The sequence below is a fragment of the Saccharothrix isguenensis genome (assembly GCF_052936305.1).
In genome coordinates this window covers 3,828,671-3,851,553 of the sequence record NZ_CP193626.1, presented here as the reverse complement: position 1 = coordinate 3,851,553, position 22,883 = coordinate 3,828,671, and the positions used below count along the sequence as shown (strand labels likewise).

Genomic DNA, 22,883 nt, shown 5'->3' with positions numbered 1-22,883 from the left:
CATGCCACTGCACCTCCCGCCGGACGACGGGCCGCCGTCGTTCCACGACCTGCTCGCCACCGCCGCCTACCGGGCCGTCGCGGCGGGCCTGCGGCTGGGCGTGTTCGACGCGCTGGCCGACGGTCCCCGCCCGGTCGCCGCGCTGGCCACCGCCATCGGCGCCGACCCGCGCGGCACCGGCCTGCTGGCCGACGCGCTGGTCTCGTTCGGGTACCTGACCGGTGGCCCTGAGGGCTACGCCAACACCCCGGACACCGCGAAGTGGCTGACCGGTGGCGGGTACGCCGAGGTGGCGGGCTTCTGGTCGGTGGTGCTGTTCGAGTCGTGGGAGGGTCTGGAGGAGTCGGTGCGCACCGGCAAGCCCGCGATCGACTTCTACGCGTGGCTGGCCGAACGGCCGGACGTGCTGCGCCGGTTCCAGGGCATGCTCTCCCGGCACGCCGACGCGATCGCGCCCGAGGTCGCCTCGGTGGTGCCCGTCGGCGCCCGGCTCCTCGACGTCGGCGGCGGCCACGCCAAGCACGCGATCCGCCTGTGCACGACCCACCCCGACCTCCTGGCCACCGTCATCGACCTGCCCGACGCGCTGGCGGTCGGCGCGACGGCCGTGGCGGACGCGGGCCTGTCCGACCGCGTCGCGCTGCGCCCCGGCGACTACGACGCGCTCGACCTGGGCGAGGACTACGACACCGTCCTGCTGTTCAACGTCGTCCACGGCCGCCCCGCCGCCGCCAACGAGGCCCTGTTGAGGCGAGTGGCGTCGGCCCTGCGACCAGGCGGGGCGGTGGTGCTCCTCGAACACGACGAGCACTCCCCCGACCGCGCGTCCGACGCCTTCGCCCGGGTCTTCAGCCTCAACCTGTTCCACGGCCAGGGCGGGCAGGTCTACGGGGCCGCCGAGATCGGCGGGTGGCTGGCGTCGGCGGGCTTCGGCGACCCGGTCACGCACCCGTTGACCACGTCGCCGGGCCAGTCGCTGGTGGTGGCGCGCCGGCGGTGAGCCTCCGGCCTTGATCACCGAATGCCATCGAACCGGTGTCAGGCCTCCCCATTCCGCCCCGTTCTGGGAGAAGATGCGGCTCCTCCCGATGCCGGGCTCGACGCAGAAACGCAGGTGGTCGACGTGGACTCCGCCCTGACGAGCGTCGGCCTGCCGGTCGCGCTGGCCGTGGTCATGTTCGGACTGGGGCTGTCGCTGACGGTCGGCGACTTCGCCCGGATCGCGCGGGAGCCGCGTGCCGTGGCGGTCGCGCTGGCCACGCAACTGGTCCTGTTGCCGGTGGTGTGCTTCGGGCTGGTCGTGGTGCTGGGGCTGAACCCGGTGCTGGCGGTCGGCATGATGCTGCTGGCCGCCTCACCCGGCGGGACCACGGCGAACCTCTTCAGCCACCTGTTCCGCGGTGACGTCGCGCTGAACATCACGCTGACCGCGGTGAACTCGGTGCTCGCCGTGGCGACCCTGCCGATCGTGGTCAACTTCGCCTTGGACTACTTCGGACCGGCGTCCGAGGGCGCGGTGGGGCTGGAGTTCGGCAAGGTCGCCCAGGTGTTCGCGATCGTGCTGGTGCCGGTGGTGCTGGGCATGCTGGTGCGCCGCTGGTCGGCCGCGTTCGCCGACCGGGCGGACAAGCCGGTGCGGATCTTCTCGGCGGTGGTGCTGGTGGCCGTGATCGCGGGCACGATCGTCGCCGAGCGGGACAACATCGGCGGCTACCTGGCCGACATCGGGCTGGTCACCGTGTTGTTCTGCGTGTGCAGCCTGACCGCCGGCTACCTGATCCCCCGGCTGGCGAAGGTCGGCAAGCGGCAGGCGATCTCGTCGGCGTTCGAGGTCGGCATCCACAACAGCACGTTGGCGATCACCGTCGCGGTGACCGTGCTGGGCAGCGAGCAACTCGCGGTGCCGGCCGCCGTGTACGGAGTGGTGATGTTCCCGCTCGCCGCGGTGGCCGGGTACCTGCTGACGCGGACCAAGGCCGAACACGACACGGTGACCGGCTGATTCGCCGTCGGGTGCGGACCGTGCCCGGGATGCACCCCTGCGTAGTCCCTCGTGCCAACACGAAAGTGGCACGAAGAGAGCAGAGGTGACCACCGGCCCCGACGGCGTCGTCCGGCTGACTCACTCGGGCGCAGCTCGCCCGCGGCACGGCCCCGCAGTCCGGCACCGCGCCGCTCACCGTCCGGTTCAGCGGCACGGGTTCGACCGACCCCCGACGTCGCTGACGCGTTGTCCTACGCGTGGGACACGAACACGCGGTGCGGGACTACCCGGAAGTGCCGTCGGCTTCTTCCGTGGCGCCCGACCACGGGTACCCGTGGTCAAGAATGACGCTGACCGCCACGAAACGCCTCCGACCGCGCGGCGAGCACCGAGCTGCGGCTCGACCCGCGCACCGTGATCGTCGGGTCGACCAACCCGGTCAGCGCGCGCCCAGCACGCAGACGCACCACGTCGTCGCCCCGGCGGCCCGGAAGCGCACCGGCCGATCGTCGGCTGTGCCCGGCTTGCTGACGTGTGCGATCAGGCGGCGCACACTTGGCACCGGTGGGGTCCGACCGGTCTGCCACGGCCGCCCCACCCGGCGGCGGTGGCGGCCTGCCACAGACCGTGCCACTCGAGGTTCGCTTCCGGGTAGGTGCGGCCGCAGTGGTCGCAGATCAGCACGAGGGTAGAGGCGTCGCGGTCACCGGGTATCGCGGTCACTATCGGCTTTCGGCAGGCGGTACGGGACGGTGGCGCCGGCCGCGTCTCCGCCGGCCGGCGCCTTGTCTTTCACCCGCTGCATTCTGGCCCGTCCCGTGACCGCCGAGATCCGTTTCGACGTGCCGGGACCTTGCGATCAGCTTGCGATCGTCAGGCGATGGTGGCCGGGAACCTGTCCCACACGCGGTGGGTGCCGAGGAGGGCCTGGACCTCCGCGAACACGTCCGCCGGGGTCTCGCCGACGACGACCCCGGGGTCGGTCGCCGCGCACCCCGCCTCCAGCAGCGCCGCCTCGGCGTTCCCCCACACACCGATCACCTTGGCGTGCCGGTAGCACTCCTGGACCATCAGCACCACGCGCGGGTCGACGGCCGCGGCCGGGGCTGCGGCCTTGGCGTCACGGACGGGCAGCGCGTCGGGGCCGGGCGGTGGCGCGGCAGCCAGCAGCAGCGCGTCGAACTCGACCGAGCGGGCGGTGAGGAACGTGCGCTGCGCCACCAGGCCGTCCTCCAACACCCCGCCGCGGGCCGCGATGATCAGCGGCACCATCCCGCTCGCGGTGATCGTCTGGCGCAGGGTGTGCAGGCCGTCCAGTCCGTCCGGGTCGTCGGCGTCCACGACGATGCCGATCATCCGACCGTCCGGCGGCCACACCTGCCCGATCTGCGAGAGCGCCGGGCTGGGCGCCATCTCGGTCACGGCCTCGGTCGCCTCCGGGGCGGGAAGGCCGAGACCGGCGGCCACCAGGGCGCACAGCTCGGCGTCCACGTTGGCCAGCACCCGCAGCTCGCGTTCCTTGACGGCCTGCTCGTAGCACTTGCCGAGCTCGAAGGTGAAGGCCCGCACCAGGTGCTCTTTCTCCACCGGGCTCAAGCTCCGGTAGAACATCCGGGGCTGGGTGTAGTGGTCGGCGAACGACGCGGGCGCGCGCCGCTCCTTGACAGACTCGGGGATCGCCTGCGGGAACTCGACGAACGCCCCGGTCTCCACGCCGGCCATGAACGGGCACCCGCCGTCCAGGGTGTTCGGCTTGTAGGGTGCCACGCCGCTGTGCACGGCGTGCTGGTGGAAGCCGTCGCGCAGCATGTCGTTCACCGGGGCGTGCGGCCGGTTGATCGGGATCTGGTTGAAGTTGGGGCCGCCGAGCCGGCTGAGCTGCGTGTCGATGTAGGAGAACAACCGCGCGTGCAGCAGCGGGTCGTCGGTCACGTCGATGCCCGGCGGCAGGTGGCCGACGTGGAACGCCACCTGCTCGGTCTCGGCGAAGTAGTTGGTGGTGTTGCGGTTGAGCGTGAGCATGCCGATCGGCTGGACCGGCGCCAGTTCCTCGGGGACGACCTTGGTCGAGTCGAGCAGGTCGATCCCCTCGAAGGTCTGCTCGGGGGTGTCCGGGAAGACCTGGATGCCGAGCTCCCACTGCGGGAACGCGCCGGACTCGATCGCGTCGAACAGGTCGCGCCGGTGGAAGTCGGGGTCGACGCCCGCGATCAGCTGGGCCTCTTCCCACAGCAGGGAGTGCACGCCGAGCTTCGGCTTCCAGTGGAACTTGACCAGTGATGTCCGGCCTTCGGCGTTGACCAGCCGGAACGTATGGACGCCGAAGCCCTCCATCATCCGGTAGGAGCGCGGCACGGCGCGGTCGGACATCTGCCACATCACGTGGTGGGTGGCCTCGGTGTGCGTGGAGACGAAGTCCCAGAACGTGTCGTGCGCGCTCTGCGCCTGGGGGATCTCCCGGTCCGGGTGTGGCTTGGCGGCGTGGATGATGTCCGGGAACTTGATGCCGTCCTGGATGAAGAACACCGGGATGTTGTTGGCCACCAGGTCGAAGGTGCCCTCGTCGGTGTAGAACTTGGTGGCGAAGCCCCGGGTGTCACGCACCGTGTCGGCCGAGCCGCGGGAGCCGACCACCGTGGAGAACCGGGTGAACACCGGCGTGGTCACGCCTTCCTTGAGGAAGCCGGCCTTGCAGACCTGCTCGGCGTTGCCGTAGCCGACGAAGACGCCGTGCACAGCGGCACCTCGTGCGTGCACCACCCGTTCGGGGATGCGCTCGTGGTCGAAGTGGGTGATCTTCTCGCGCAGATGGTGGTCCTGGAGCAGTGTCGGACCGCGCGCACCGGCCTTGAGCGAGTGGTCGGTGTCGTACAGGCGCGTGCCCGTCGAGGTGGTCAGGTATTCGCCCTGCTGTTCCCTCACGTCTGCCGCGGCGCCGGTTTCCGCGCCGGTCGCGGTCCGCGTCTGGGGTGACGCTTGATCAGGCTTGCGAGGCAGTGGTGGCTGCGGCTCGTTCGGTGGGTCCAGCGGCGGTGGCGCGCTGCCCGGAGTGCCCGGGGTCGGCGGCGTGACCAGGTCCGCGACCTTCTCCACCGCTGTCTCCAGGGCTTCTTTGACTACCTTCGCGGGCTTGATCGGGTCCACGTGTGCTCCTCCTAGTCACCAGTCTCACGCCGACTACCCAGGACGGGGAGGACTACACGTGGTGACGCCCGGCCGCATCTCACAGTGTCGGAGGCCCGCCCACCACTCGTCGTCCAACGGCGGGTGGTCGAAGTCCTCCGCGTGCGGTGTGCGAACCTCGCCGTTCTCCACCGTGCCACGCCACTCGCGGTTGATCACGCACGGCAGCCTGGGAAGGTCGAGCGAGGTCGGGCTCCTACGACCGGACGTCACCCAGCCTCGCGCGCAGCTCTCGCTGCGGCGGCGACGGACGCCGCTCCCGTCCAACGCCGGGTCACCACCTCGTCGTGGTCCACCACCTCGACGCACACGCAGTGCCGCAGAGTCGGGTCGAGGGTTCGCAGCTCCTCCACGACGTCGGCGACGCGGTTCGCTCCCAGCCGGACGTGGGGCGCAGCGTGCACCAAGCGCTCGACGCGCGTGCTACGGCAGTTCACGGCGGCGCGCTCGTCACCGCCGTGGTGGGCCAGTTCGCGCCGCCACGAGGATCCCAGCAGCAGCTCACTGGCGTTCCAGCGAACCTGACCAGGGATTTTCGGCGCCGACGAGCTCAGCCGGTCGGCGTGCCGCAGGTACCAGGCCACGACGAGACGGCTGCGGAAGTCGGCGGCGGCGAGCGGATCGGCGCGGATACGTCCCAGCACGGACAACGCCGTGATCCCGACAGGGGAAAGGGTCCTCGCGCGCAGGGGGAGGAGCACCACGACGACGTCGGCGCCCGCGTCGAGTTCGAACGGGTCGATGGCGTGCGCCGGAAGGCCGTGCTCGATCAGCGCCTTGGCAAGCCGCTCCCTGACGTAGTCCAGCTGGAGGACCAGGTAGGCGAGCGCTCCGACCGCTACCGGTGCGAGCGAGAGCGAGCGGCTCGCCATCAGGGTGTCCCACAACCGGTCCCCGGACCTGCGCGCGGAGCAGGAACACCACCACTACCACCGTCGCCACCAGGACCGGGATCGTCGGCCCGTTGTCGCTCCGGGCCACACCGAGCCCGGCGATGACGGCGAACAGCAGGAACGTATAGCCGACGTGCTTGTTTCCACCAACCACCGCGCCATCCCGACCAGCCGGCGCAGCACTCCGACCGGCACCCGCATGATCCACGGTCCGCCGCCCGGTTCCGTGGTCCGCTTCGGCGGACGAACCTCGAACCCGATGGCGTAGCGGGAGAGGACAACCGCGAGGACCCACGCGTAGAGGACCTTGGCGTACTCGGGGGTGGCGACGCGGACGAAGGTCAACGCGTCGGTGGAGAGCGGGTCGACGATCGGCAGCGCCGCCAGCACGAACACCCCGGCCGCGCCGCCCAGGTAGAGCTTCGTCGGGCTGATCCTGCGGCGCTCGGCCCACCGCCCCCCACTGCTGCCCCTTCCACGACAGCAGGACGACGAGCAGCGCGAACGCCACCAGCGGGATCACGATCGAGAATCCGGCCTCCAGCACCGACGTCACGGTGAAGGCCGGCTTGAAGCCCTCATCAGGGTCCGGCGCGACGACCAGGCGCACGGTCATGATGGCGCCGACCAGCACCAGCGCAGACGTCGCCAGGACGACGGCGAGCACCGGACCCGCGACCGCGTCCTCGCCGCGCCGGCCGTGCTCGGACAGCAGGCGCCGGACCACGTCGACGATCACCGCCGTCAGCACGGCGGCGCAGCACAGGAACCAAGGCGTCTGCCTGACCGCGCCGATGCAGGCGCCCAGCAGGATCATGGCGAGCGGACCAACTCGGAGGCGGGACACTCGTTGGCCAGCAGGGTCACCATGCTGAGTTCGGGCGCTCGCACCGGTCTGCCCCCAACTGGTCCGCTGGGTGGACAGCGTTGGCGCGCCCTGCCGGCCGACTCGACGGGGTGCACTGCCTTGCCCGGCCCACCAGCCCACTCGGCGGCAGACCCCGCGGTTAGCGGGCTCCGCCGGCGTAGGTCACGTCAGGCGCGGTGAATCGGCGGACGCCCTTGGGAGGGCGCACGACCAGTGCTTCCGACAGCGTCCGGCACGGTTTCAGTTCGTGGTCCAGTCCGCTGATCTCGAACGGTCGCAGGACGTGGCGGTGGCAGGCGACCACGCGCAACTGCACGCCCGCCGCCTTGGCCGCCAAGTGGCCGCGGTGCAGTTCGTTCAGGCCGGCGGCGGCGAAGAAATCGACCTCGGTCAGGTCCACCACGACCGGGGCGGGCGGGGTGGCCAGCGCCAGTCCGACCGCGATCTCCCGTTTCAGCTCGCGGACGGTCAACGCGTCCACCTCGCCGGCCACGCTCACGACGACGGCGTAGCCGTGCACTTGCCGCTCCACCCGGAAGGTGGGTTCGAATCGGTCTGCTCTCACGGCCCGCAGCCTCCTCGGGAAGGTCGAAGAAGGGCAGTGGCTGCCAACCCGCTGCGTCTGAGACCGTACGCGCCCTCCGCCGAATCCGCAGTCTACAGCCCTGCCGTCGACGGCCTCAGGCGTCAGCGGCAGCCAGGGACTCGAAGTGCGCTTTTTGCGACGGGTAGTAGTCGTCGAACGAGGGCAGGGGTGTGCCGGCGCGGGACGCGAGCAACATGTCCAGGTAGTACTCCCAGCCGGGGCCGACCTCGCCGATGCCTTCCTCGGTGTCCAAGTGGTGCACCAGGCGCAGCTCGGTGACTCCGTCTACTTCGGACAGCAGCAGCTCCATCCGCCACGAACCGGCCTCGTCGACCATGGACAGCGTCAGCCGGTGAGGCGGGTCGCACGCCTCGATGCGCACTTCGACCCACGGTTCCTGCTCCTCGAACACCATCTGCACCTTCACCGTCCGCCCCGGCCGACCGTCGCCCTCCCAGGGGCCGAACCACCGGGCGGTGCGCTCCGGCTCCGTCAGGCTCGCCCACACATCGTCGGCGAGCGCTAAGAACTTCCTGGTGAGCACCAGGTCGCTACCGGAGTCGGTGCGGAACAGCCGACCGGTGGGGATGGGGGTCATGCCGTGTTCTCCTTCGATACGTGCGATGGGTCGTGCGATACGTCCCGGCGGCTTTCCCGCCGGGTGCGGTAGACCTCGGTTTCGAGGGCGTCGAGGTGGTGCTCCCAGCCCGAGGGCCGGTCAGCGGTGCGGTCGGGCCGGTCGAAGTCGGCGAGCCACCTTGCCAGCGGCGCCAGGTGGGAGGCGTCGAGCACGTAGAACCGCTGCCGGCCCACCGTCTCGTCCCGCACCAGCCCGCTCTCCCGCAGCACTCGCAGGTGCCTGCTCACCGCGGGTCGGCTGATCGCGAACCGCTCGGCGATGCTCCCGGCCGACAGCCGCGCTTCGTCACGCAGCATCTCCAGGATCTCCCGCCGTACGGGGTCGGCGATCGCAGCCGTCACCTCGTCCACACCGGGAAGCGTAACCGGTGCGTTACGCGTCGGCAATGCCCTCGCGCTCCGCGATGCCCTCCAGGAACGCGGTCAGCGCGCGCCGGTACGGCTCGACCGTGGTCAGGTCGGCGTACTCGTCCGCCCCGTGCTGCCCGTCCCCGCCGACACCGAAGATCACCGCGTCGATCCCCCGCTGGAAGAAGAACCGCGAGTCGGCCGCCCCGTGCTTGCGCAACAACTCGCCCGAATAGCCCTCCGCACGGGCGGCACGCTGCAAAGCCACCACGTCGCTACCGCCCGGATCAGCCCGGTGCGGCGGTTCGGCGTGGTCGACCGAAGCGGTGACGCCGGGCGGGCACAGGGCGGTGAGGTGGGCGGCGATCTCGTCGCACGTGCGGCCGGTGAAGTCGGCGTCCTCCGGCGGGAACCGGATGTCCAGCCACGCGGTCGCGTCCGCGGGCACCTGGTTGAGCGCCTGGTTGCCCGACGAGACGCGCGCGACGTTGACCGTGGTCCGCCACGCCTCCTTCACCGCGACCGGATACGCGGTGAGCAACCCGTCCACCGCCCGCATCAGCTTGAGCAGCGCGTTGTCCCCCAGCCACGGGTAGGCGCCGTGCGCGGCACGTCCGACCGCGTCCAGCCGCGCGGTGAGCAGACCTTTGGACTCGGTCACGACGCGCAGCGCACTGTGCTCCCCGATCACCACGAACGACCCGGTCACACCCTGCTCCAGTTGGTGCAACGTGCCGTGGCGCCCGCCGACTTCCTCGTCGGTGACGAGTTGGAGCCCGATCGGGTAAGGCAGCCGGGCGGCCGTGTCGCGGAACACCGAGGCCAGCACCAGCGCGGACAGCTTCATGTCCTGCGCGCCGCGGCCGATCAACCGGTCACCGTCACGACGCGGCCCGAATTGGCCGTCCGTGCCGGGCACCACGTCCAAGTGGGCGTTGAGAATCACCCGGAAGTGCGGCCGGCGCCCACCCGCGTAGACGAGGGCGCTCGGCTTGCCACCCGCTTCGAACCGCTCCACGGTGAAGCCCGGCCCGACGACGTCCAGCACGAAGTCCAACGCCCGGCGCAGCTCGTCGGGCCGGTCGGCGGTGGAGCGGATACCGAGCAGCCGCTCGGCCAGGAGCACCAGGTCCATTCAGCCATCGTGCCCGGCCGGTGGGGGGTCGCACGTGTGGCCGGCCGGGAACGGGATACCCCTTGACCATGGACGTGGAGCCGAACCGACTGTCGGATGACGACCTGCGCCGTTTTGTGCTGGACCGGCTGACCGAGGACGAGGAGCTGCTGGAACAGGAGCAATCACCGCTCCTGGACGAGGCGGAACGCCGCGGGAGGCTGCGGATACTGCGGTCCGACGACGGCCGGGAGCTGCTGCTCGTGCCCGGCTCGGCGCACGCGCAGGACGAACAGGTGGCCGTGCCGTTCGAGGAGAAGGCGCGGTGGCTGCGCGACGAGGTCGAACGCACGGAGGACCGTTCGGTCCTGGAGATGATCGCCGCCGCCTACGACACGCACCACGGCTGGCAGGAGGAGTGGCGGACGTGACCCCGCCCCACCGACCGGACGACGACCTGCCACCACCCGCACCACCGCGCAGCGCGCTGACCCTGCGGTTGTGGCTGGCCGGGTTCGGCATCATCTTCAACGGCGTGGCGGCCGTGCTGTGCGCGCGGGCGGACCTGCCCTGGCTCGCCGTGCTGCTCGGCGTGCTCGCGGTCGTGCTGATCATCGACTTCGGCTGGGTGGTGCACCGCAAACGCCGCGGCGACCCCGGCTGATCAGCGTGGCGGCAGGGCGGCGATCACGTCGTCCGCCGTCACCGGCACGGAGAACATCGGGTAGTCGAAGCGCAGCGCGTTGTCGTGCTCCTCCTGCGAGGTGGCCGCGACGCAGTCGGTCAGGGTGACGACCTTGTATCCGTTCTCGTAGCCGGTGCGCATGGTCGACTCGACGCAGCAGTTCGTCAGGAACCCGCCGAGCACGAGCGTGGTGATGCTCTTGCTGCGCAGGATGAAGTCGAGGTTCGTGCTGGCGAACGTGTCCAGCCCGCGCTTGCCCTCGATGACGATGTCGCCGTCGCGCGGCGCGAGGTCTTCCACGATCGCCGCGCCCCAGCTGCCCTTGACGAACGCCTTGCCGTCCACCACGCCCTTGAGGATGCCGTACGGGTGGGCGGAGATCTCGTTGTAGCCCTCCGCGAACGAAATGGGCGCGTGCATGACCGTCACGCCGGCCGCGCGCGCCGCCTCCACCAGGGCCACTGTCTTGGGCAGCATGCCGGTGCTGTCCATCACCCCGCTGACCGCGCCGTGCAGCACGCCGCCTTCGGTGGTGAAGTCGTTCTGGTACTCGATGAGCACCACTGCGGTCGTCTCCGGATCCAGCACGAGCTCGGTCATCGCGTGACTCCCACGGTTCGGCGGCGGTCGCGGGACCGATTCAACGGCCCCGCGACCGCGCCGGCAATGCGGCGTACGGGTTCACTCCGCTCTGATGAACACGCCCAGCGCCATCTCGCGCACGTCGAGGCCGTGCCGACGAGGCCCGCGTAGCGGCTCGCGCCACCCTCGGGGCACCACCCCGCGGCACGACCGGCCGGGTTCACTATTCCAGCGCCGGTGTTCCGCACCCCGAACGAGCAGCGCGTTGGCCACGTCAAACAGCCGCCACGGGCGACCACCGCAAGACACTCGGCAGTGCGGTCGCCGCTCTTCGGCGGCCTGCTTCGCCGACGTCGGCCGCACCGCCGGCGGGCCGCCTCACGCGGCCCGTCGAGATCCGCGCCTTCCTCCCCCCCGCAATGGTGACCACCGCGAGCTCCACCGCCCACGACCGGTACCCGCCGCCACGAGGTCCGGGGTCGGGTCGATGGCCTTCACCAGACGACGTGCGGCGGTCACCCGGATTCCGTCCGACCGACAGAGCACCCGCACGGATTCGAGGGTGTTTCCTAACCGGTTCGACGGTGCCGCGGGCCGGTGTGCATCATGGAAGCACACCGGCCTGGGAGGGAACATGACGAACGCGCGTCGACGCCGTCCGAGCAGTCCGGGCCCACCGGGACCTGTTGAAAGGTTCGACCAAGGGAGCCGCCCGTCGGGAAACCGACCGAGGCTGCTTTCCCTTTTCATGCACGGGCGAAAATCGAACCGGAAGCCATCGACACCGCTTCAGGGCGACCGCCGGAATTATCGTCCGCACGACCATGCCCCCCATAGCTCAGCAGGACAGAGCGCGCCGCTACGAACGGCGAGGCCCCAGGTTCGAGTCCTGGTGGGGGGCGCCGCTGGAACCAGTACCACCGCAGCTCGTCGGAGAACTCCGGCAGGCGGCGGGCGGCGGTTCCGGACCAGTCAGCACCCCCGAGACGGTGCACGGCCCACGTCACGACGGTCGTGAGGCGGCCTGCAAAGCCGTCGATCCCGGAGTCGACTCCCGAGTGGGTCTCCACGCCGCTGAAAATGCCGCCCGACGGATTCCCAGCAAGACCGCGCTGCTCGGTCACTCCGACACGTACACGCTGGACCGGGGCAAGCTGCGGGTCACCTACCACCACAACTTCTTCGACGGCACGGCCCAGCGCCACCCGCGCATCCGGTTCGCCGAGCCGGTGCACGTCTACAACAACTACTACAGCGGCACCTCGCTCTACGGCGTGGTGTCCACGATGGATGCCGGTGTCGTGGTCGAGGGCAACTACTTCGACAACGTCGCGCACCCGATCCTGTCCGGCTACGACAAGAGCGGGCCGGGCCGGGTGGTGGAGCGAAACAACATCTACGTCAACTCGGGTGTCCCGCAGACCCTCGGGACCGTCGTCGAACCACGCACCTACTACGCCTACACGCTCGACTCCCCCGTCGATGTGAAGGCTCTGGTCACGCAAGGCGCGGGCGTCGGCCGGATCTGACCGGGTCCAACGGGGATCAGACACGGCAGGTCGGGCACAGCGGGATCCCGGCTCCCGATCTCCGGGAGCCGGGATCCGCACCGCCGATCTACTGGAAGACCACGTCGCTACAGAAGTAGTAGGACTGGTCCGAGTGGCTGGCCTGCCAGATCACGTACACGATGTGGCGGCCGGTGCGGCTGCCCGCGTTCACTGCGACCTGGTACTGGCCCGCCGGCGCGTAACGGCCGGTGGACGCGACCAGCTGCAGGTTGTTCCAGCCCAACGACTGCGTCGTCGAGTTGAAGCCCTGGTTCGTCACGTACACCCGCAGGTAGTCCGCTCCGTGCCGGGCCTGATCGGTGACGGTCAGGGTGAACTGCCGCGGCTTGGTCACGGCCTTCCACTGACCAGGGTTGTCCAGCGCCGCGTACCGCATGCCGCCGGTACGGCCACCGCTGCACAGCTGACCGTTGGGGATCGCACCCTGGTGGTTGCCCGCCACGCCTTCGCGGTACAGGCCGTTCCAGTTCCACATCGCGTTGGTGTCGGCCTGCCAGGCCTGCCAGCACATGGGGTCCTGCTGGGCCATCGTCGGGTTCTGGAAATCACTGCCCCACCGCTGCCAGCAACCGTAGTTGCGCGACGGCGGGTCGGTGGTCGACCCGTGCGCATCGGCGACACCGGTCAGCACACTCGCCATGAGCCCGGCGACGACCACGACGGTCGCGATGGTCCTGGCGAGCAGGCTCTTGTTCGCAGGGACGGATATCAGCGCCACGCTTCCTCCTCGTTGAGGATGTCCATGGTGAAGACGACCACGGATGGGCTGGGAGCGCTCCCAAATCGCACTGTAACCAGACGTGCACGCAATTGGGAAGTGTTGGGCGACAACGACTTCCCATTCGACGCGCGTTCGACCGCAGTTCGACGAAGACCTTCCGGGCACCCACATTGGTTCAGTACGGGAACCTGACTGAGCGGCGTCCCGCCACACTCGAAATCGGGCGACATCGGCGGCCATCCTCGCCAGGATTGCCGGCGTGGAAGAGGTTGAAGTCGTCGTCGCCCACAGCCGGCGCGCGACGCTGCGCGTCGGTGACGTGTTCCTGAAGGTCGACGGCGACCCGGCGCACGCCGACGTCGAGGTGCGGGCGATGGCCATGGCCCCGGTGCCGACCCCGGAAGTCCTCTGGCGAGAGCCGCCCGTGCTCGCGATCGCCGCCGTGCCCGGCAAGGCGCTCGGAGTCCTCGGCGAACCGTCGGCCGCGCCGCCGGCGGCGTGGGCTGCGGCGGGTGCCGCCATACGGAGGCTGCACGATGCGCCGTTGCCGCCGTGGCCGGGGCCGGGGCTCGACAACGTGGCGGCGGAGCTCGACAGCGAGTGCGCGTGGCTGCTCGCCAACGCCGTTCTGCCCGCCGAGGTGGTCCGGCGCAACCGCGAGATCGCCGAGGCCGCGCTTCGGCCGTGGAAGCCGGTGTTCATCCACGGTGACCTGCAGATCACCCACGTGTTCGTGAACGGCGACGAGGTCACCGGCGTCATCGACTGGTCCGAGGCCGCCCCCGGCGACGCCATGTTCGACCTCGCCACCTTGACCCTCGGGCACGAGGAACGCCTGGACGACCTGCTTGCCGGCTACGGCGCCGGCGCGGACCGGGACGTGATCCGCGCCTGGTGGTCACTGCGCAGCCTGGTGGCGTCTCGCTGGCTGATCGAGCACGGCTTCGATCCGGACGCGCCGGGGTGCGAGTTCGACGTGCTCAGATCCCGGATGCGGGAACCCTGGTTCGAGTCTTGACCTGTAGCGATCCCCCCGTTCACCACGCCCAGCCGCCCGCCGAGCCGTTCGGCCAACTCGTCCGGGTAGCGGTTGTCGGCATCCACCGTGGACGCCGCCCCATCGGTGATGCAATCCCCCGAACGCCACCACGACCTCGCGCCGGGGCGCGAAGTCGACCACGTCCACCCCGCTCAGGTACAACCACGACGACGACGTCTCCGTGAACGCGTCCGCCGCCACGTCCGCCCGGTGATCGCCGGACGCCCGCCGACTCGTCGCGTCGGCGAGCCAGTGGACCGTCGCCGGACCGGTCGCCCCGGCCAGGTACAGCGTCACCGTCACCCGGCTCAACGGCAGCACCGGCAACGGCGCCGGATCACCGACCACCTCGCCACCGACCGGCACCGCCACCGACCGCTGACCGCTGACCGCTGACCACCGAACGTCACGTGCCGCACCGCGTTCGGCCGCACGGCCGCCCCGCCCTGCGCACCGCCGCCCCGCCCTCGCTGATCCGGACGACCTGGCGGACGGTGTGGTCGTCGACCCCCCACGCGGGTGGACGGGCGACACTTTCGGGCGCACGCCGACCGTGATCACCACCGGACCGCAGATCACCGCCGACCGGACCTCCGATCGTCGAATCGAGACGCACGACCAGCCCAGGCACACCGCCAACGGTTCGCCGACACGCTGTTGACAGGTCTTGACGACCGCGCGGCAGCCGACTTAGGGTCCGGCATCTCGAAAATTACCGGGTCACTGTCGAAACTTTCGAAAGTCGCCGTCGCAGTCGTCCGAGAAAGCGAAGTCCCCATGAAGTCGATCCGCTTCGCCACCGCCGCGCTCGCCGCGATCGCGTTGACATCGCCGCTGGCACTGGTGGCAGCCGCCGCCGACGCACCCACCAGCGCAGGCCTGTCGGCAGGGCACGCCAAGAAAGACACCCTCCGCTGGGTCGCGCCCAAGGGGTTCTACATCGGCTCCGCCGCAGCCGGCGGCGGGCACCACGAGTCGCAGCCCTACCCCGACCCCTTCACCAAGGACCGCGAGTACCGCAAGGTGCTCGCGGCCGAGTTCAGCTCGGTGGCCGCCGAGAACCAGATGAAGTGGGAGTACATCCACCCGGAGCAGGACCGCTACAACTTCGGCATGGCCGACGCCATCGTCGACTTCGCCCGGAAGAACCGCCAGGCGGTCCGCGGGCACACCCTGTTGTGGCACAGCCAGAACCCGCAGTGGGTTGAGCAGGGCGACTTCACGCCCGACCAGCTCCGCACGATCCTGCGCGACCACATCACCACGGTCGTGGGCCGCTACAAGGGCGACATCCAGCAGTGGGACGTGGCCAACGAGATCTTCGACGACTCGGGCAACCTGCGGACCACCGACAACATCTGGATCCGCGAGCTGGGCCCCGGCATCATCGCGGACGCGTTCCGCTGGGCGCACGAGGCCGACCCCAAGGCGAAGCTGTTCTTCAACGACTACAACGTGGAGAGCGTCAACGCCAAGAGCAACGCCTACTACGTGCTGGTCCAGGACCTGCTCGCGCAGGGCGTGCCGGTGCACGGGTTCTCCGCCCAGTCGCACCTCAGCACCCGGTACGGCTTCCCCGGTGACCTGGAGACGAACCTGAACCGGTTCGCGGCCCTGGGCCTGGAGACCGCCATCACCGAGCTGGACGTCCGGATGGACCTGCCGGCCGACGGCGTGCCCACCGCCGAGATGCTGGCCAAGCAGGCCGACTACTACCAGCGGACGCTGTCGGCGTGCCTCAACGTGGAGGGCTGCAACTCCTTCACGATCTGGGGCTTCACCGACAAGTACTCCTGGGTGCCGGTGTTCTTCACCGGCCAGGGCGCGGCGACCGTGATGTGGGACGACTTCTCCCGCAAGCCCGCGTACCGCGCACTCCAGTGCACGCTGGCCAAGGAATCGATCGAGCGCGGCGAGAAGCACCCGCACCTGCCGAACTGCGCGTAGTCGATCCGATCGACCACGGCCCGATCGTCGGCCCCCGTCCGAGCGCTTGTGCTTGGGCGGGGGCCGATTCCATGCCGGGTGACTACTCGACAATCGTTAGATTTAGTCCACACTGAAGTAATAGTGCTCATCGCCCCACTGGTCCGCGCGATCCCGACCCGCACGTCCCACGACGGGTAGGCGGCCACCCCGAGCAGCACCGCCACAGCCACGCGTGAAGATCCGATGACGCATGACACGCCCTGCCGGGAACACCGGACGCGCCCGAGCCGTTTGAAGGTTCGGTCGGTGCGGTCCGTGTCCCCGGGCCTCACCTAGCGCCGTCGCGGAATACCGTCAGGCTGGAGCCGCTCCGAGCCACTCGCCGAGAGGCGACCGCCGCGCCGACCTCCATCCGTCCCCCTCCGAGCCGCCGCCCGGTCCACTGCGGGCCGGGTCGTCGCCGGTTCAGGACGACTCGCCGGCGTCCCGCTCTCGCAGGTAACGGGTCTGGTCGGCCTGCTGGTTCACGTCCGCCGCGTACACGCGTTCGGCCAGCCGGTGCGCCTCGGCCTCCAGCAAGCCCAGCTGGGTCACCAGCTCGTCACCCGGACTGGGCTCGCCGCCCGCCCGTTGCTTCACCGCGAACCACCACGGCAGGTTCAAGTACGTCTGCACGGACAACGGCAGGTCGGTGCGCGCCAACCGGACCACGGCGTGCCGCAGGTCCGGGTTGGCGGCCAACGCGTCGGGTCTGGCCACCAGGTCGCCGAGCACCGCCGCGATCCGGTCCACCGCCGCCACCGCGGGCGACGGCACCCGGGACGCCTGCGTGCCCACCCCACGCACCAGTTCGTCGAGTTCCAGGCGCAGCTGCCCGGCCTCGGTGACCGCGTCCACCGGCACCAGCCGGACCTTCTCCGACGGCGCCAGCAACGCCCCCACCCCGTACAGCCCGGCAACCACCAACGGCCACAGCCCGTCGACCACACCGGTCAGGTGCAGCAGCACGCCGACGAGGCCGCCGACGCAGCCGACGAGGTTCTTGGTCGAGCCCAGGTAGCGGATCATTGGTAGCCGCGGATCTCCTGGAACACCCCGCCGAGCGCGCCGTTGCGCGCGTCGAACACCTTGCCACCGGTCATGGCGGCCACGATGCCCAGCTCCGCGCTGCTGCCCTCGCCGAACAACACGGTGAACACGGGCACCTGCCGCACCGAGTCGGGAAGCGAGCGGAACGACGCCTGGAACTCGGCCAGGCCCGATCCGTTCGAGTTCTCGCCGTCGGTCATCAGCACGATCGACGTGAACCGGTCCGGGTCGGCCGCGACCAGCGGTTCCATCACCTCGTACGCGCGGGACAGGCTGGCGTAGATGGCCGTGCCGCCGCCTTCCCCCAGCCCTTCTGCGAACGCCTTGATCTCCGCCAGCCCGGCCTGCGGGTCCCCCTCGGGCAGGGTGAACGTGCGTGGCGCGCCGGGAACCGTGTCGAACGGCAGCATGGTCACCTCCTCCCGGCTGCGGAACCGGCGGAACCGGCCGGTGAGCGAGTCGTCCGCACCGGTCAGGCCGACCAGCGCGGAGCGCAGGTCCGCGATCCGGTCCCCCGCCATCGACCCCGACGTGTCCAGCACGTACAGCGTGCGCGACGGCCGCCGGATCTCGTTGAAGTACGCCGAGAGCAGCGCGTCGACCGAGCCCCGCGCGGCCGGGAACGGCAGCTCGACCAGATCGCGCACGGCGAACGCGGCGGCCGGCTCGACACCCGGCACGGCCGGCCGCCGGTGCGTGGTCTCCATGATCCGGCGCTGCACGTCCGGCGTGCGGAGGTGCTCGGTCAGCCGCTGGTGGGCGTCACGCGCGTCGTCGTTGGCGTCCGTGAGCAGGGTCAACGGGTAGTCCGCGGTGACCACGCCGTCGCTCGGGTAGACCACGGCGAGCGGTTCGGGCAGGTTCCCGGCCGCGTTCATGGACAGCAGCACCGACTCGTAGTTGATCAAACCGTCCACCTGCGCGCCGGGGTCCTGCCCGGTGGCCCTGCGCTGGTAGGCCTCGGACAGCCAGCCCGACGATCCGGCGGACAGCGCCTGCGCACCGAAGAAGCTCTTGAGCTGCGGCGTCACCGCCGCGATCTGCCCCGCGTCCACGGCATTGCCCGCGCCGGCCAACGCGGAGGCAACGCCCACCAGCGCGGAGAAGCCGGAGTTCGACGCGGACGGGTCGGTCATGCCGTAGCTGAACGCCTTGCGCCCGGCCTGGTCGGCGATCTCGTCCCAGCCGACCCGCTCGTCCGCCCAGCCCAACCTCTTCGCCGCCGACGTCGACAGGCCGAGCACCACCGGCGAACTCATGACCTTGACCTGGTTGCCGAGGCGTTTCGCGGCTTCCGGGATGCCCGCCGGGTAGCGGTTGGAGGAGAACCAGACGGCGTCGTACTTCCCGTCGACCTCGCCCTTCGCCAGCGCCTCGGCGCCTTCCAGCGTGCCGGTGAAGGTGAACTTCACCTCGATGCCGGTGGCCTTCGCGGCCTCGTCCAGCACCGGTTGCATGTCGGTCAGCTCGCTGCCCGCGAGCACCCGCAGCACTCCCGGCTCCGGCGGTCCGGCGGGCTGGGCCGGATCCGGTTCGTCGGTGCAGCCGGTCAGCAGCGTGGCGAGCACGAGCCCGGTCACCACGAGCGCAGTCCTCATCGGTCCCCCTCGACGGCCGTCGCGTCGTGCGAACGGCGCAGGTGCTCTTCGGCGCGGCGGATCTCCCCCGACAGCGACTCGACGGTCACCGCCATCGTGCGCACCGCGTCCGCCCGGTAGCCGTCGACCGCGTCGATCGCCGCGTAGATCCGGTCGAACGACGCGCGGATCGTCTCCACCGCGACCGCCGGGTCGCTGGTCGCACGGCGGATCTCCGCGCTCTGCAGGTCCAGCAGGTCGCTGTTGGCGCGGATCAGGCCGTCCGTGGTGGCCTGCAACGCGTCGACCTCGTCCAGCACGTCCCGCTGGCTCGCCAGGGCGCCGCTCACCAGCAGCGCGATCCGCAACGCGGCCACGGTGGTCGTCACCGCGCGTTCGACGCCCCGGATCAGCTCGTCGTTGTTGCGGCGCACCAGGTCCAGCGCCAGGTAGCCCTGCGCGCTCACCGCGAGCTGGGTCAGCAGGTCTTGGTGGCGTTGCCGGATCGGGTGCTGCACGTCCGCGCGCAACGCGCGTGCCTTCGCCGGATCGGTCAGGTCGAACACGTCGGCCTGCCGGTCGATCGCCGCGTCCACCGCCTCCGCGAACGCGGCGGCCTCGGACAGCTTGCCCATGGCCCGCCACAACCGCTCCCGCTCGCCCTTGATGGCGGCGTTGTCCCGGCGCAGCAGGTCCTGCCGGTCGCGCAGGTCGACCACCAGCGCGTTCACCGGCTCACCGGCCGCGCGGTAGCGGTCGAGGGCCTTCTTCGCGGTGTTCGTGACGGGGAAGACCCTCAGCAGCTTGCGGCCGGTGATCGGCAGCTTGGCCGGGTCCAGTTCGGCGACCGTCCGGCGCAGGTCGGACAGCGACGTGGTGACCCTCACCTGCGGCGAGCTGTCCCGCATCGCGCGGGCGGAGCGGTCCAGCATCGCACCGGCCACGCCCGCCGCGGCACGCATGTCCGCCTCGCCGACCGCGAGCACGTCGTCCAGCACGGCGGTGAACTCCGGAGACCGGACGTCCAGCGCCTGCAGGCGTTCGGCGAACTGCCCCGCCCGGCGGTCGACGTCCACTCGCACGTCGTCGCCCAGCGCGATCAGCCCGGCCGCGCGTTCCACCGGGATCGGCGTCACCGGCTCCGGCGGGGTGAGGGTGAAGTCGTCCATCACTTCCCGACCGCGTCGAGCAGGCGTTCCAGGGTCTCGAACGACGGCGGCTCGACCGCGTCCACCAGGTCGGCGGGCGCCTTGTCCCCCACCACTTCGGCGAACAGCCGCGGGTCGCTCGTGCGGAAGCCGAACGTGGCGGCGAGCTTGCCCAGTTCGGGGTCGGTGCCCAGCAGCTTGCCCACCTGGTCGCCCTTGTCGGACAGCGGGACCAGCGTGTGCTTCGAGTAGACCGTCGGCGCCAGGTAGAGCAGGCGCATGTCCGGGCGGATCGAGCCGTCGGCGCGCAGCACGCGGTCGAGGTACTGGGACTCGTAGATCAACGCCAGCGGGGTCTTGCCCATGCCGGCCGCGAGGTAGTCCTCGAACGGGCCCTCGGTGCTGTTCTGCGTGTACCCCTGGTCGCGGAAGAGGCGGGCGACGTCGGGCAGCACGGCCGCCTCCTGCTCCGGCGTGCCGACCACCGCGTTGCCGTTGGCCACGAACGACACGATCGCCAGGTACATCGCGGCGGAGTTGGACTCGGCCGGGTTCGTCGTGGTGATCAGGACGTTCTTCCGGGCCGGGTAGGCGGTGTTGCCGGGCAGCTGGTCCCAGCGCGTGCCGGCCTTGGCCAGCTCCAGGTAGCCGGCCACGTCGAGCACCTGGTAGTCGCCCGGGCCCTTCGCCACCACACCGGCCGCTTCGAGCAGCTGGACGATCGGCTCGAACGTGGCCACGGCCATCGGCGACTGGAACGGCGTGTGCGCGGCCGTCGTCCGGCGGTCGCGCTGGATCTTCTGCGCGGCGGGCGACGACGACGGGAACGCGAACTCGTACTTGCCGAGGTCGACGGAGGTGGCCAGCTGCCGGGAGCCGGCCGTGTCCACCTCGACCTTCAAGCCGTGCGCGGCGAACGCGTCGACCACGCGTTGATCGCTGAAGAAGGCCAGCTTCTCCGACCCGATCACGCCGCGCACGACGGTCAGGTCCCCTGCCGCACCGCCCTCGGCGTCGTCCGAACGGCCCCACACCACGACCGCGACGACGGCGGCCAACAACACCACGGCCAAGCCGATGGACAACCCGCGTTTCACTGGACTCGCTCACCCCCGTGTTCCCCACTGATCATCTCTTCCGCTTCCCTCGTTCGACGCGGGAAGCGGCGAATCAGCGGACGAACGATTGGTGAACGGAAGGCGTCGATCTGGCCGCGTAAGCCGCGCTGAGCAACGTGATCGCGCACGCGGCGTAGGCGGCGGTGCGCGGTGAGGTCGTCTCGGCGAGCGCCGGGCCGGCCAGCGCGCCGACGAACGTCGCCACCGCCTCCCCCGTGAACATCACCGCGCCGACCCGCCCCAGCACGTCGGTGGGCGTCACCCGCTGCACGGCGGTCTGCGTCACGACCAGGACCGCGGACCCGGCCAACCCGATGAGCACTGCGGCCGGCAGCGCCGACGTGGTCGACCGCGAGCTGAACAGCAGCACGAAACCCGCGGAAGTCGCGACGAGCGCGGCGGTCAGCAGGGGGCCGGTGCGCAGCCTGTCCACCAACAGCCGGGTCAGGGGCGCTCCGAGCAGGAAGCCGACACCGAGCCCGGACATCACGAAACCGACCGGCCCCATGCCGCCGAAGGTGGTCATCCCGAACGGGACCAGCAACGCGCTGAGCGAGGCGTTCGCCGCCAGGAACACGCTGCTGACGACCAGGAGCGACGAGACCGTCCGTTCCCGTTTCAGGAACGCCAGCCCTTCCGCCAACTCCGCGCCCACCCCGCGCGCTGTGGTCGTGGCGGCGCGGTGGGACGTCAAGGCGATCAGGCCGACCGAGACCAGGTAGCTGGTGATGTCGATCAGCACCAACCCGCGGAACCCGACCACGCTCATCAACGCGACGCCCAGAGGCGCGCCCACGAGCCGTGCCACGCCGTCCGTGACGGAGTTCAGCGCGTTGGCGCCGCTCAACGCCGTGCCGGTGCCGACGACGACCGGGGTGTGCGCCTGGACGGCGGGCCGGAACACCACCGTTCCGGTGCTCTCGACCACCAGCGCGACGTAGACCAACCAGAGGTCGCCGGGGTCGCGGGCGAGGAGGAGCAGGCCTATGGCGGCGGCGCGCAGCACGTCGGCCGCCATCATCACCCGCCGCCGGTCCCACCGGTCGACCACCACCCCGGCGACCGGCCCGAGCAGCACCGGCGGCAGGAACTCCGCCGCCAACGCCAACCCGGCCGCCAGGTAGGAGCCGGTGAGGTGGAAGACGTGCGCGGGCACGGCCACGACGAGCAGCCAGGTGCCGAACACGCTGATCGTCCGCGCCGCCCACAGCAGCCTGAAGTCCGCGATCCGCAACGCCGGCAACACCCGACCCACCCCCATGGCTATTCTCAGAGAATAGCCATGGGGAGAGGTGTTCTGGCAAGATAGAAGCCGTGGGACACGAACTGGGCCTGCGGCTACGAGCCCTGCGCGCCGCGAGCGGACGCACGGTCGCCGCCGTCGCGGCTGACGCGGGCCTCTCGGTGCCGTACGTGGCGAACCTGGAGAACGGCCGGGGCAACCCGACGACCGACGCGCTGACCCGGCTGGCGGAGGCACTGGGCGCCCGCCTGACCATCGGTTTCGCCGACACCGGTCAGGAGCCCTCCGACCGGCCCGCCGAACTGCCCGCCGCGCTGGTCCGCCTGGGCCGCAGCACCCGCTTCCGCCGCGACGTCCGGGTGCTGGCCGAGGCGACGGGCCAGGACTCCACCGACCTGACCGGCCGACTGCTGGACGCGCTGGCCCGCCTGGCCGACCTCACCGGCCGCGACCTCACCGAGCCCGACTGGTTCCGGCTGCTCGACGCACTGCTGCTGGTCGGCCTGCACCCGAACCCGGGCAAGTAGCAACCCCTTCCGCCACAACGCGAAAAGGGCCGGTGCGCG

Annotated in this window: 22 protein-coding genes and 1 tRNA gene; 9 read left to right on the top strand and 14 right to left on the bottom strand. The window is 70.7% G+C overall.

The window, feature by feature from the left end:
- Position 1 precedes the first annotated feature (1 nt).
- Together ACRAKI_RS17540 and ACRAKI_RS17535 are read left to right on the top strand one after the other, a co-directional pair.
- The gene (locus ACRAKI_RS17540; RefSeq protein ID WP_447008172.1) at positions 2–1,000 is read left to right on the top strand and encodes a methyltransferase; all 999 of its coding nucleotides are present in this window, start codon (positions 2–4) and stop codon (positions 998–1,000) included.
- A 123-nt stretch (positions 1,001–1,123) separates the two neighbouring features.
- Positions 1,124–2,002 (top strand): bile acid:sodium symporter family protein, encoded by an 879-nt coding sequence (locus ACRAKI_RS17535; protein ID WP_447008171.1) that lies wholly within the window; start codon positions 1,124–1,126, stop codon positions 2,000–2,002.
- Positions 2,003–2,857: 855 nt separating this feature from the next.
- Here the strand turns inward: ACRAKI_RS17535 and ACRAKI_RS17530 are convergent.
- From ACRAKI_RS17530 to ACRAKI_RS17500, 7 genes are all read right to left on the bottom strand, one after another.
- Positions 2,858–5,128, bottom strand: coding sequence for a catalase (locus tag ACRAKI_RS17530; protein ID WP_447008170.1), 2,271 nt, complete (start codon positions 5,126–5,128; stop codon positions 2,858–2,860).
- Positions 5,129–5,376: 248 nt separating this feature from the next.
- Positions 5,377–6,039, bottom strand: a complete 663-nt coding sequence (locus ACRAKI_RS17525) for a hypothetical protein (protein ID WP_447008169.1) — start codon at positions 6,037–6,039, stop codon at positions 5,377–5,379.
- Between the two features lie 54 nt (positions 6,040–6,093).
- Entirely contained in the window at positions 6,094–6,456 is a 363-nt protein-coding gene (locus tag ACRAKI_RS17520) for a hypothetical protein (RefSeq protein ID WP_447008168.1), read from the bottom strand.
- Positions 6,457–7,067: 611 nt separating this feature from the next.
- Entirely contained in the window at positions 7,068–7,493 is a 426-nt protein-coding gene (locus ACRAKI_RS17515; RefSeq protein WP_447008167.1) for an STAS domain-containing protein, read from the bottom strand.
- Between the two features lie 115 nt (positions 7,494–7,608).
- Positions 7,609–8,112, bottom strand: coding sequence for an SRPBCC family protein (locus ACRAKI_RS17510; protein ID WP_447008166.1), 504 nt, complete (start codon positions 8,110–8,112; stop codon positions 7,609–7,611).
- Complete coding sequence (locus ACRAKI_RS17505) at positions 8,109–8,504, bottom strand: metalloregulator ArsR/SmtB family transcription factor (RefSeq protein ID WP_447008165.1); 396 nt, start codon at positions 8,502–8,504, stop codon at positions 8,109–8,111. The genes ACRAKI_RS17510 and ACRAKI_RS17505 overlap by 4 nt, the downstream gene beginning before the upstream one ends.
- A 22-nt stretch (positions 8,505–8,526) precedes the next feature.
- On the bottom strand, positions 8,527–9,636 hold the full coding sequence (locus tag ACRAKI_RS17500; protein WP_447008164.1) for a M20 family metallopeptidase: 1,110 nt from the start codon (positions 9,634–9,636) through the stop codon (positions 8,527–8,529).
- 68 nt (positions 9,637–9,704) lie between these two features.
- On the opposite strand from ACRAKI_RS17500, the gene ACRAKI_RS17495 reads away from it, so the two are divergent.
- Positions 9,705–10,046 (top strand): hypothetical protein, encoded by a 342-nt coding sequence (locus tag ACRAKI_RS17495; RefSeq protein ID WP_447008163.1) that lies wholly within the window; start codon positions 9,705–9,707, stop codon positions 10,044–10,046.
- A complete protein-coding gene (locus ACRAKI_RS17490; RefSeq protein ID WP_447008162.1) occupies positions 10,043–10,279 on the top strand; it encodes a DUF6343 family protein in 237 nt (78 codons plus the stop codon). Before ACRAKI_RS17495 ends, ACRAKI_RS17490 begins: the two co-directional genes overlap by 4 nt.
- On the opposite strand, the gene ACRAKI_RS17485 is transcribed toward ACRAKI_RS17490, so the two are convergent.
- Positions 10,280–10,900, bottom strand: coding sequence for a cysteine hydrolase family protein (locus ACRAKI_RS17485; RefSeq protein WP_447008161.1), 621 nt, complete (start codon positions 10,898–10,900; stop codon positions 10,280–10,282).
- Positions 10,901–11,709: 809 nt separating this feature from the next.
- On the opposite strand from ACRAKI_RS17485, the gene ACRAKI_RS17480 reads away from it, so the two are divergent.
- A tRNA-Arg gene (locus ACRAKI_RS17480) sits at positions 11,710–11,783 on the top strand.
- 157 nt (positions 11,784–11,940) lie between these two features.
- Complete coding sequence (locus ACRAKI_RS17475) at positions 11,941–12,411, top strand: pectate lyase family protein (protein ID WP_447008160.1); 471 nt, start codon at positions 11,941–11,943, stop codon at positions 12,409–12,411.
- An 88-nt stretch (positions 12,412–12,499) separates the two neighbouring features.
- Here ACRAKI_RS17475 and ACRAKI_RS17470 read toward each other — a convergent pair whose 3' ends face one another.
- Complete coding sequence (locus tag ACRAKI_RS17470) at positions 12,500–13,171, bottom strand: lytic polysaccharide monooxygenase auxiliary activity family 9 protein (RefSeq protein ID WP_447008159.1); 672 nt, start codon at positions 13,169–13,171, stop codon at positions 12,500–12,502.
- A 262-nt stretch (positions 13,172–13,433) separates the two neighbouring features.
- Between ACRAKI_RS17470 and ACRAKI_RS17465 the strand changes: the two genes are divergently transcribed.
- Together ACRAKI_RS17465 and ACRAKI_RS17460 are read left to right on the top strand one after the other, a co-directional pair.
- Positions 13,434–14,192, top strand: a complete 759-nt coding sequence (locus ACRAKI_RS17465) for a phosphotransferase family protein (protein ID WP_447008158.1) — start codon at positions 13,434–13,436, stop codon at positions 14,190–14,192.
- A 798-nt stretch (positions 14,193–14,990) separates the two neighbouring features.
- Positions 14,991–16,160 (top strand): endo-1,4-beta-xylanase, encoded by a 1,170-nt coding sequence (locus ACRAKI_RS17460; protein WP_447008157.1) that lies wholly within the window; start codon positions 14,991–14,993, stop codon positions 16,158–16,160.
- A gap of 447 nt (positions 16,161–16,607) precedes the next feature.
- On the opposite strand, the gene ACRAKI_RS17455 is transcribed toward ACRAKI_RS17460, so the two are convergent.
- From ACRAKI_RS17455 to ACRAKI_RS17435, 5 genes are all read right to left on the bottom strand, one after another.
- Positions 16,608–17,210 (bottom strand): hypothetical protein, encoded by a 603-nt coding sequence (locus ACRAKI_RS17455; protein WP_447008156.1) that lies wholly within the window; start codon positions 17,208–17,210, stop codon positions 16,608–16,610.
- Entirely contained in the window at positions 17,207–18,829 is a 1,623-nt protein-coding gene (locus tag ACRAKI_RS17450; protein WP_447008155.1) for a substrate-binding domain-containing protein, read from the bottom strand. Before ACRAKI_RS17450 ends, ACRAKI_RS17455 begins: the two co-directional genes overlap by 4 nt.
- Positions 18,826–19,977, bottom strand: a complete 1,152-nt coding sequence (locus ACRAKI_RS17445; protein ID WP_447008154.1) for a toxic anion resistance protein — start codon at positions 19,975–19,977, stop codon at positions 18,826–18,828. Before ACRAKI_RS17445 ends, ACRAKI_RS17450 begins: the two co-directional genes overlap by 4 nt.
- Positions 19,977–21,053, bottom strand: coding sequence for a hypothetical protein (locus ACRAKI_RS17440; protein WP_447008153.1), 1,077 nt, complete (start codon positions 21,051–21,053; stop codon positions 19,977–19,979). Before ACRAKI_RS17440 ends, ACRAKI_RS17445 begins: the two co-directional genes overlap by 1 nt.
- Before the next feature lie 73 nt (positions 21,054–21,126).
- Entirely contained in the window at positions 21,127–22,320 is a 1,194-nt protein-coding gene (locus ACRAKI_RS17435) for an MFS transporter (protein ID WP_447008152.1), read from the bottom strand.
- A gap of 68 nt (positions 22,321–22,388) precedes the next feature.
- Here ACRAKI_RS17435 and ACRAKI_RS17430 point away from each other — a divergent pair, with 68 nt between their 5' ends.
- Positions 22,389–22,844 (top strand): helix-turn-helix domain-containing protein, encoded by a 456-nt coding sequence (locus ACRAKI_RS17430; RefSeq protein WP_447008151.1) that lies wholly within the window; start codon positions 22,389–22,391, stop codon positions 22,842–22,844.
- The last annotated feature ends 39 nt before the right edge of the window (positions 22,845–22,883 follow it).

Bases quoted from the DNA above. Each gene is read 5' to 3' on its own strand.
- ACRAKI_RS17450 (WP_447008155.1), bottom strand. From the start codon at position 18,829: ATGAGGACTGCGCTCGTGGTGACCGGGCTCGTGCTCGCCACGCTGCTG.
- ACRAKI_RS17510 (WP_447008166.1), bottom strand. From the start codon at position 8,112: ATGACCCCCATCCCCACCGGTCGGCTGTTCCGCACCGACTCCGGTAGC.
- ACRAKI_RS17495 (WP_447008163.1), top strand. From the start codon at position 9,705: ATGGACGTGGAGCCGAACCGACTGTCGGATGACGACCTGCGCCGTTTT.
- ACRAKI_RS17540 (WP_447008172.1), top strand. From the start codon at position 2: ATGCCACTGCACCTCCCGCCGGACGACGGGCCGCCGTCGTTCCACGAC.
- ACRAKI_RS17525 (WP_447008169.1), bottom strand. From the start codon at position 6,039: ATGGCGAGCCGCTCGCTCTCGCTCGCACCGGTAGCGGTCGGAGCGCTC.
- ACRAKI_RS17460 (WP_447008157.1), top strand. From the start codon at position 14,991: ATGAAGTCGATCCGCTTCGCCACCGCCGCGCTCGCCGCGATCGCGTTG.
- ACRAKI_RS17445 (WP_447008154.1), bottom strand. From the start codon at position 19,977: ATGGACGACTTCACCCTCACCCCGCCGGAGCCGGTGACGCCGATCCCG.
- ACRAKI_RS17455 (WP_447008156.1), bottom strand. From the start codon at position 17,210: ATGATCCGCTACCTGGGCTCGACCAAGAACCTCGTCGGCTGCGTCGGC.
- ACRAKI_RS17500 (WP_447008164.1), bottom strand. From the start codon at position 9,636: ATGGACCTGGTGCTCCTGGCCGAGCGGCTGCTCGGTATCCGCTCCACC.
- ACRAKI_RS17485 (WP_447008161.1), bottom strand. From the start codon at position 10,900: ATGACCGAGCTCGTGCTGGATCCGGAGACGACCGCAGTGGTGCTCATC.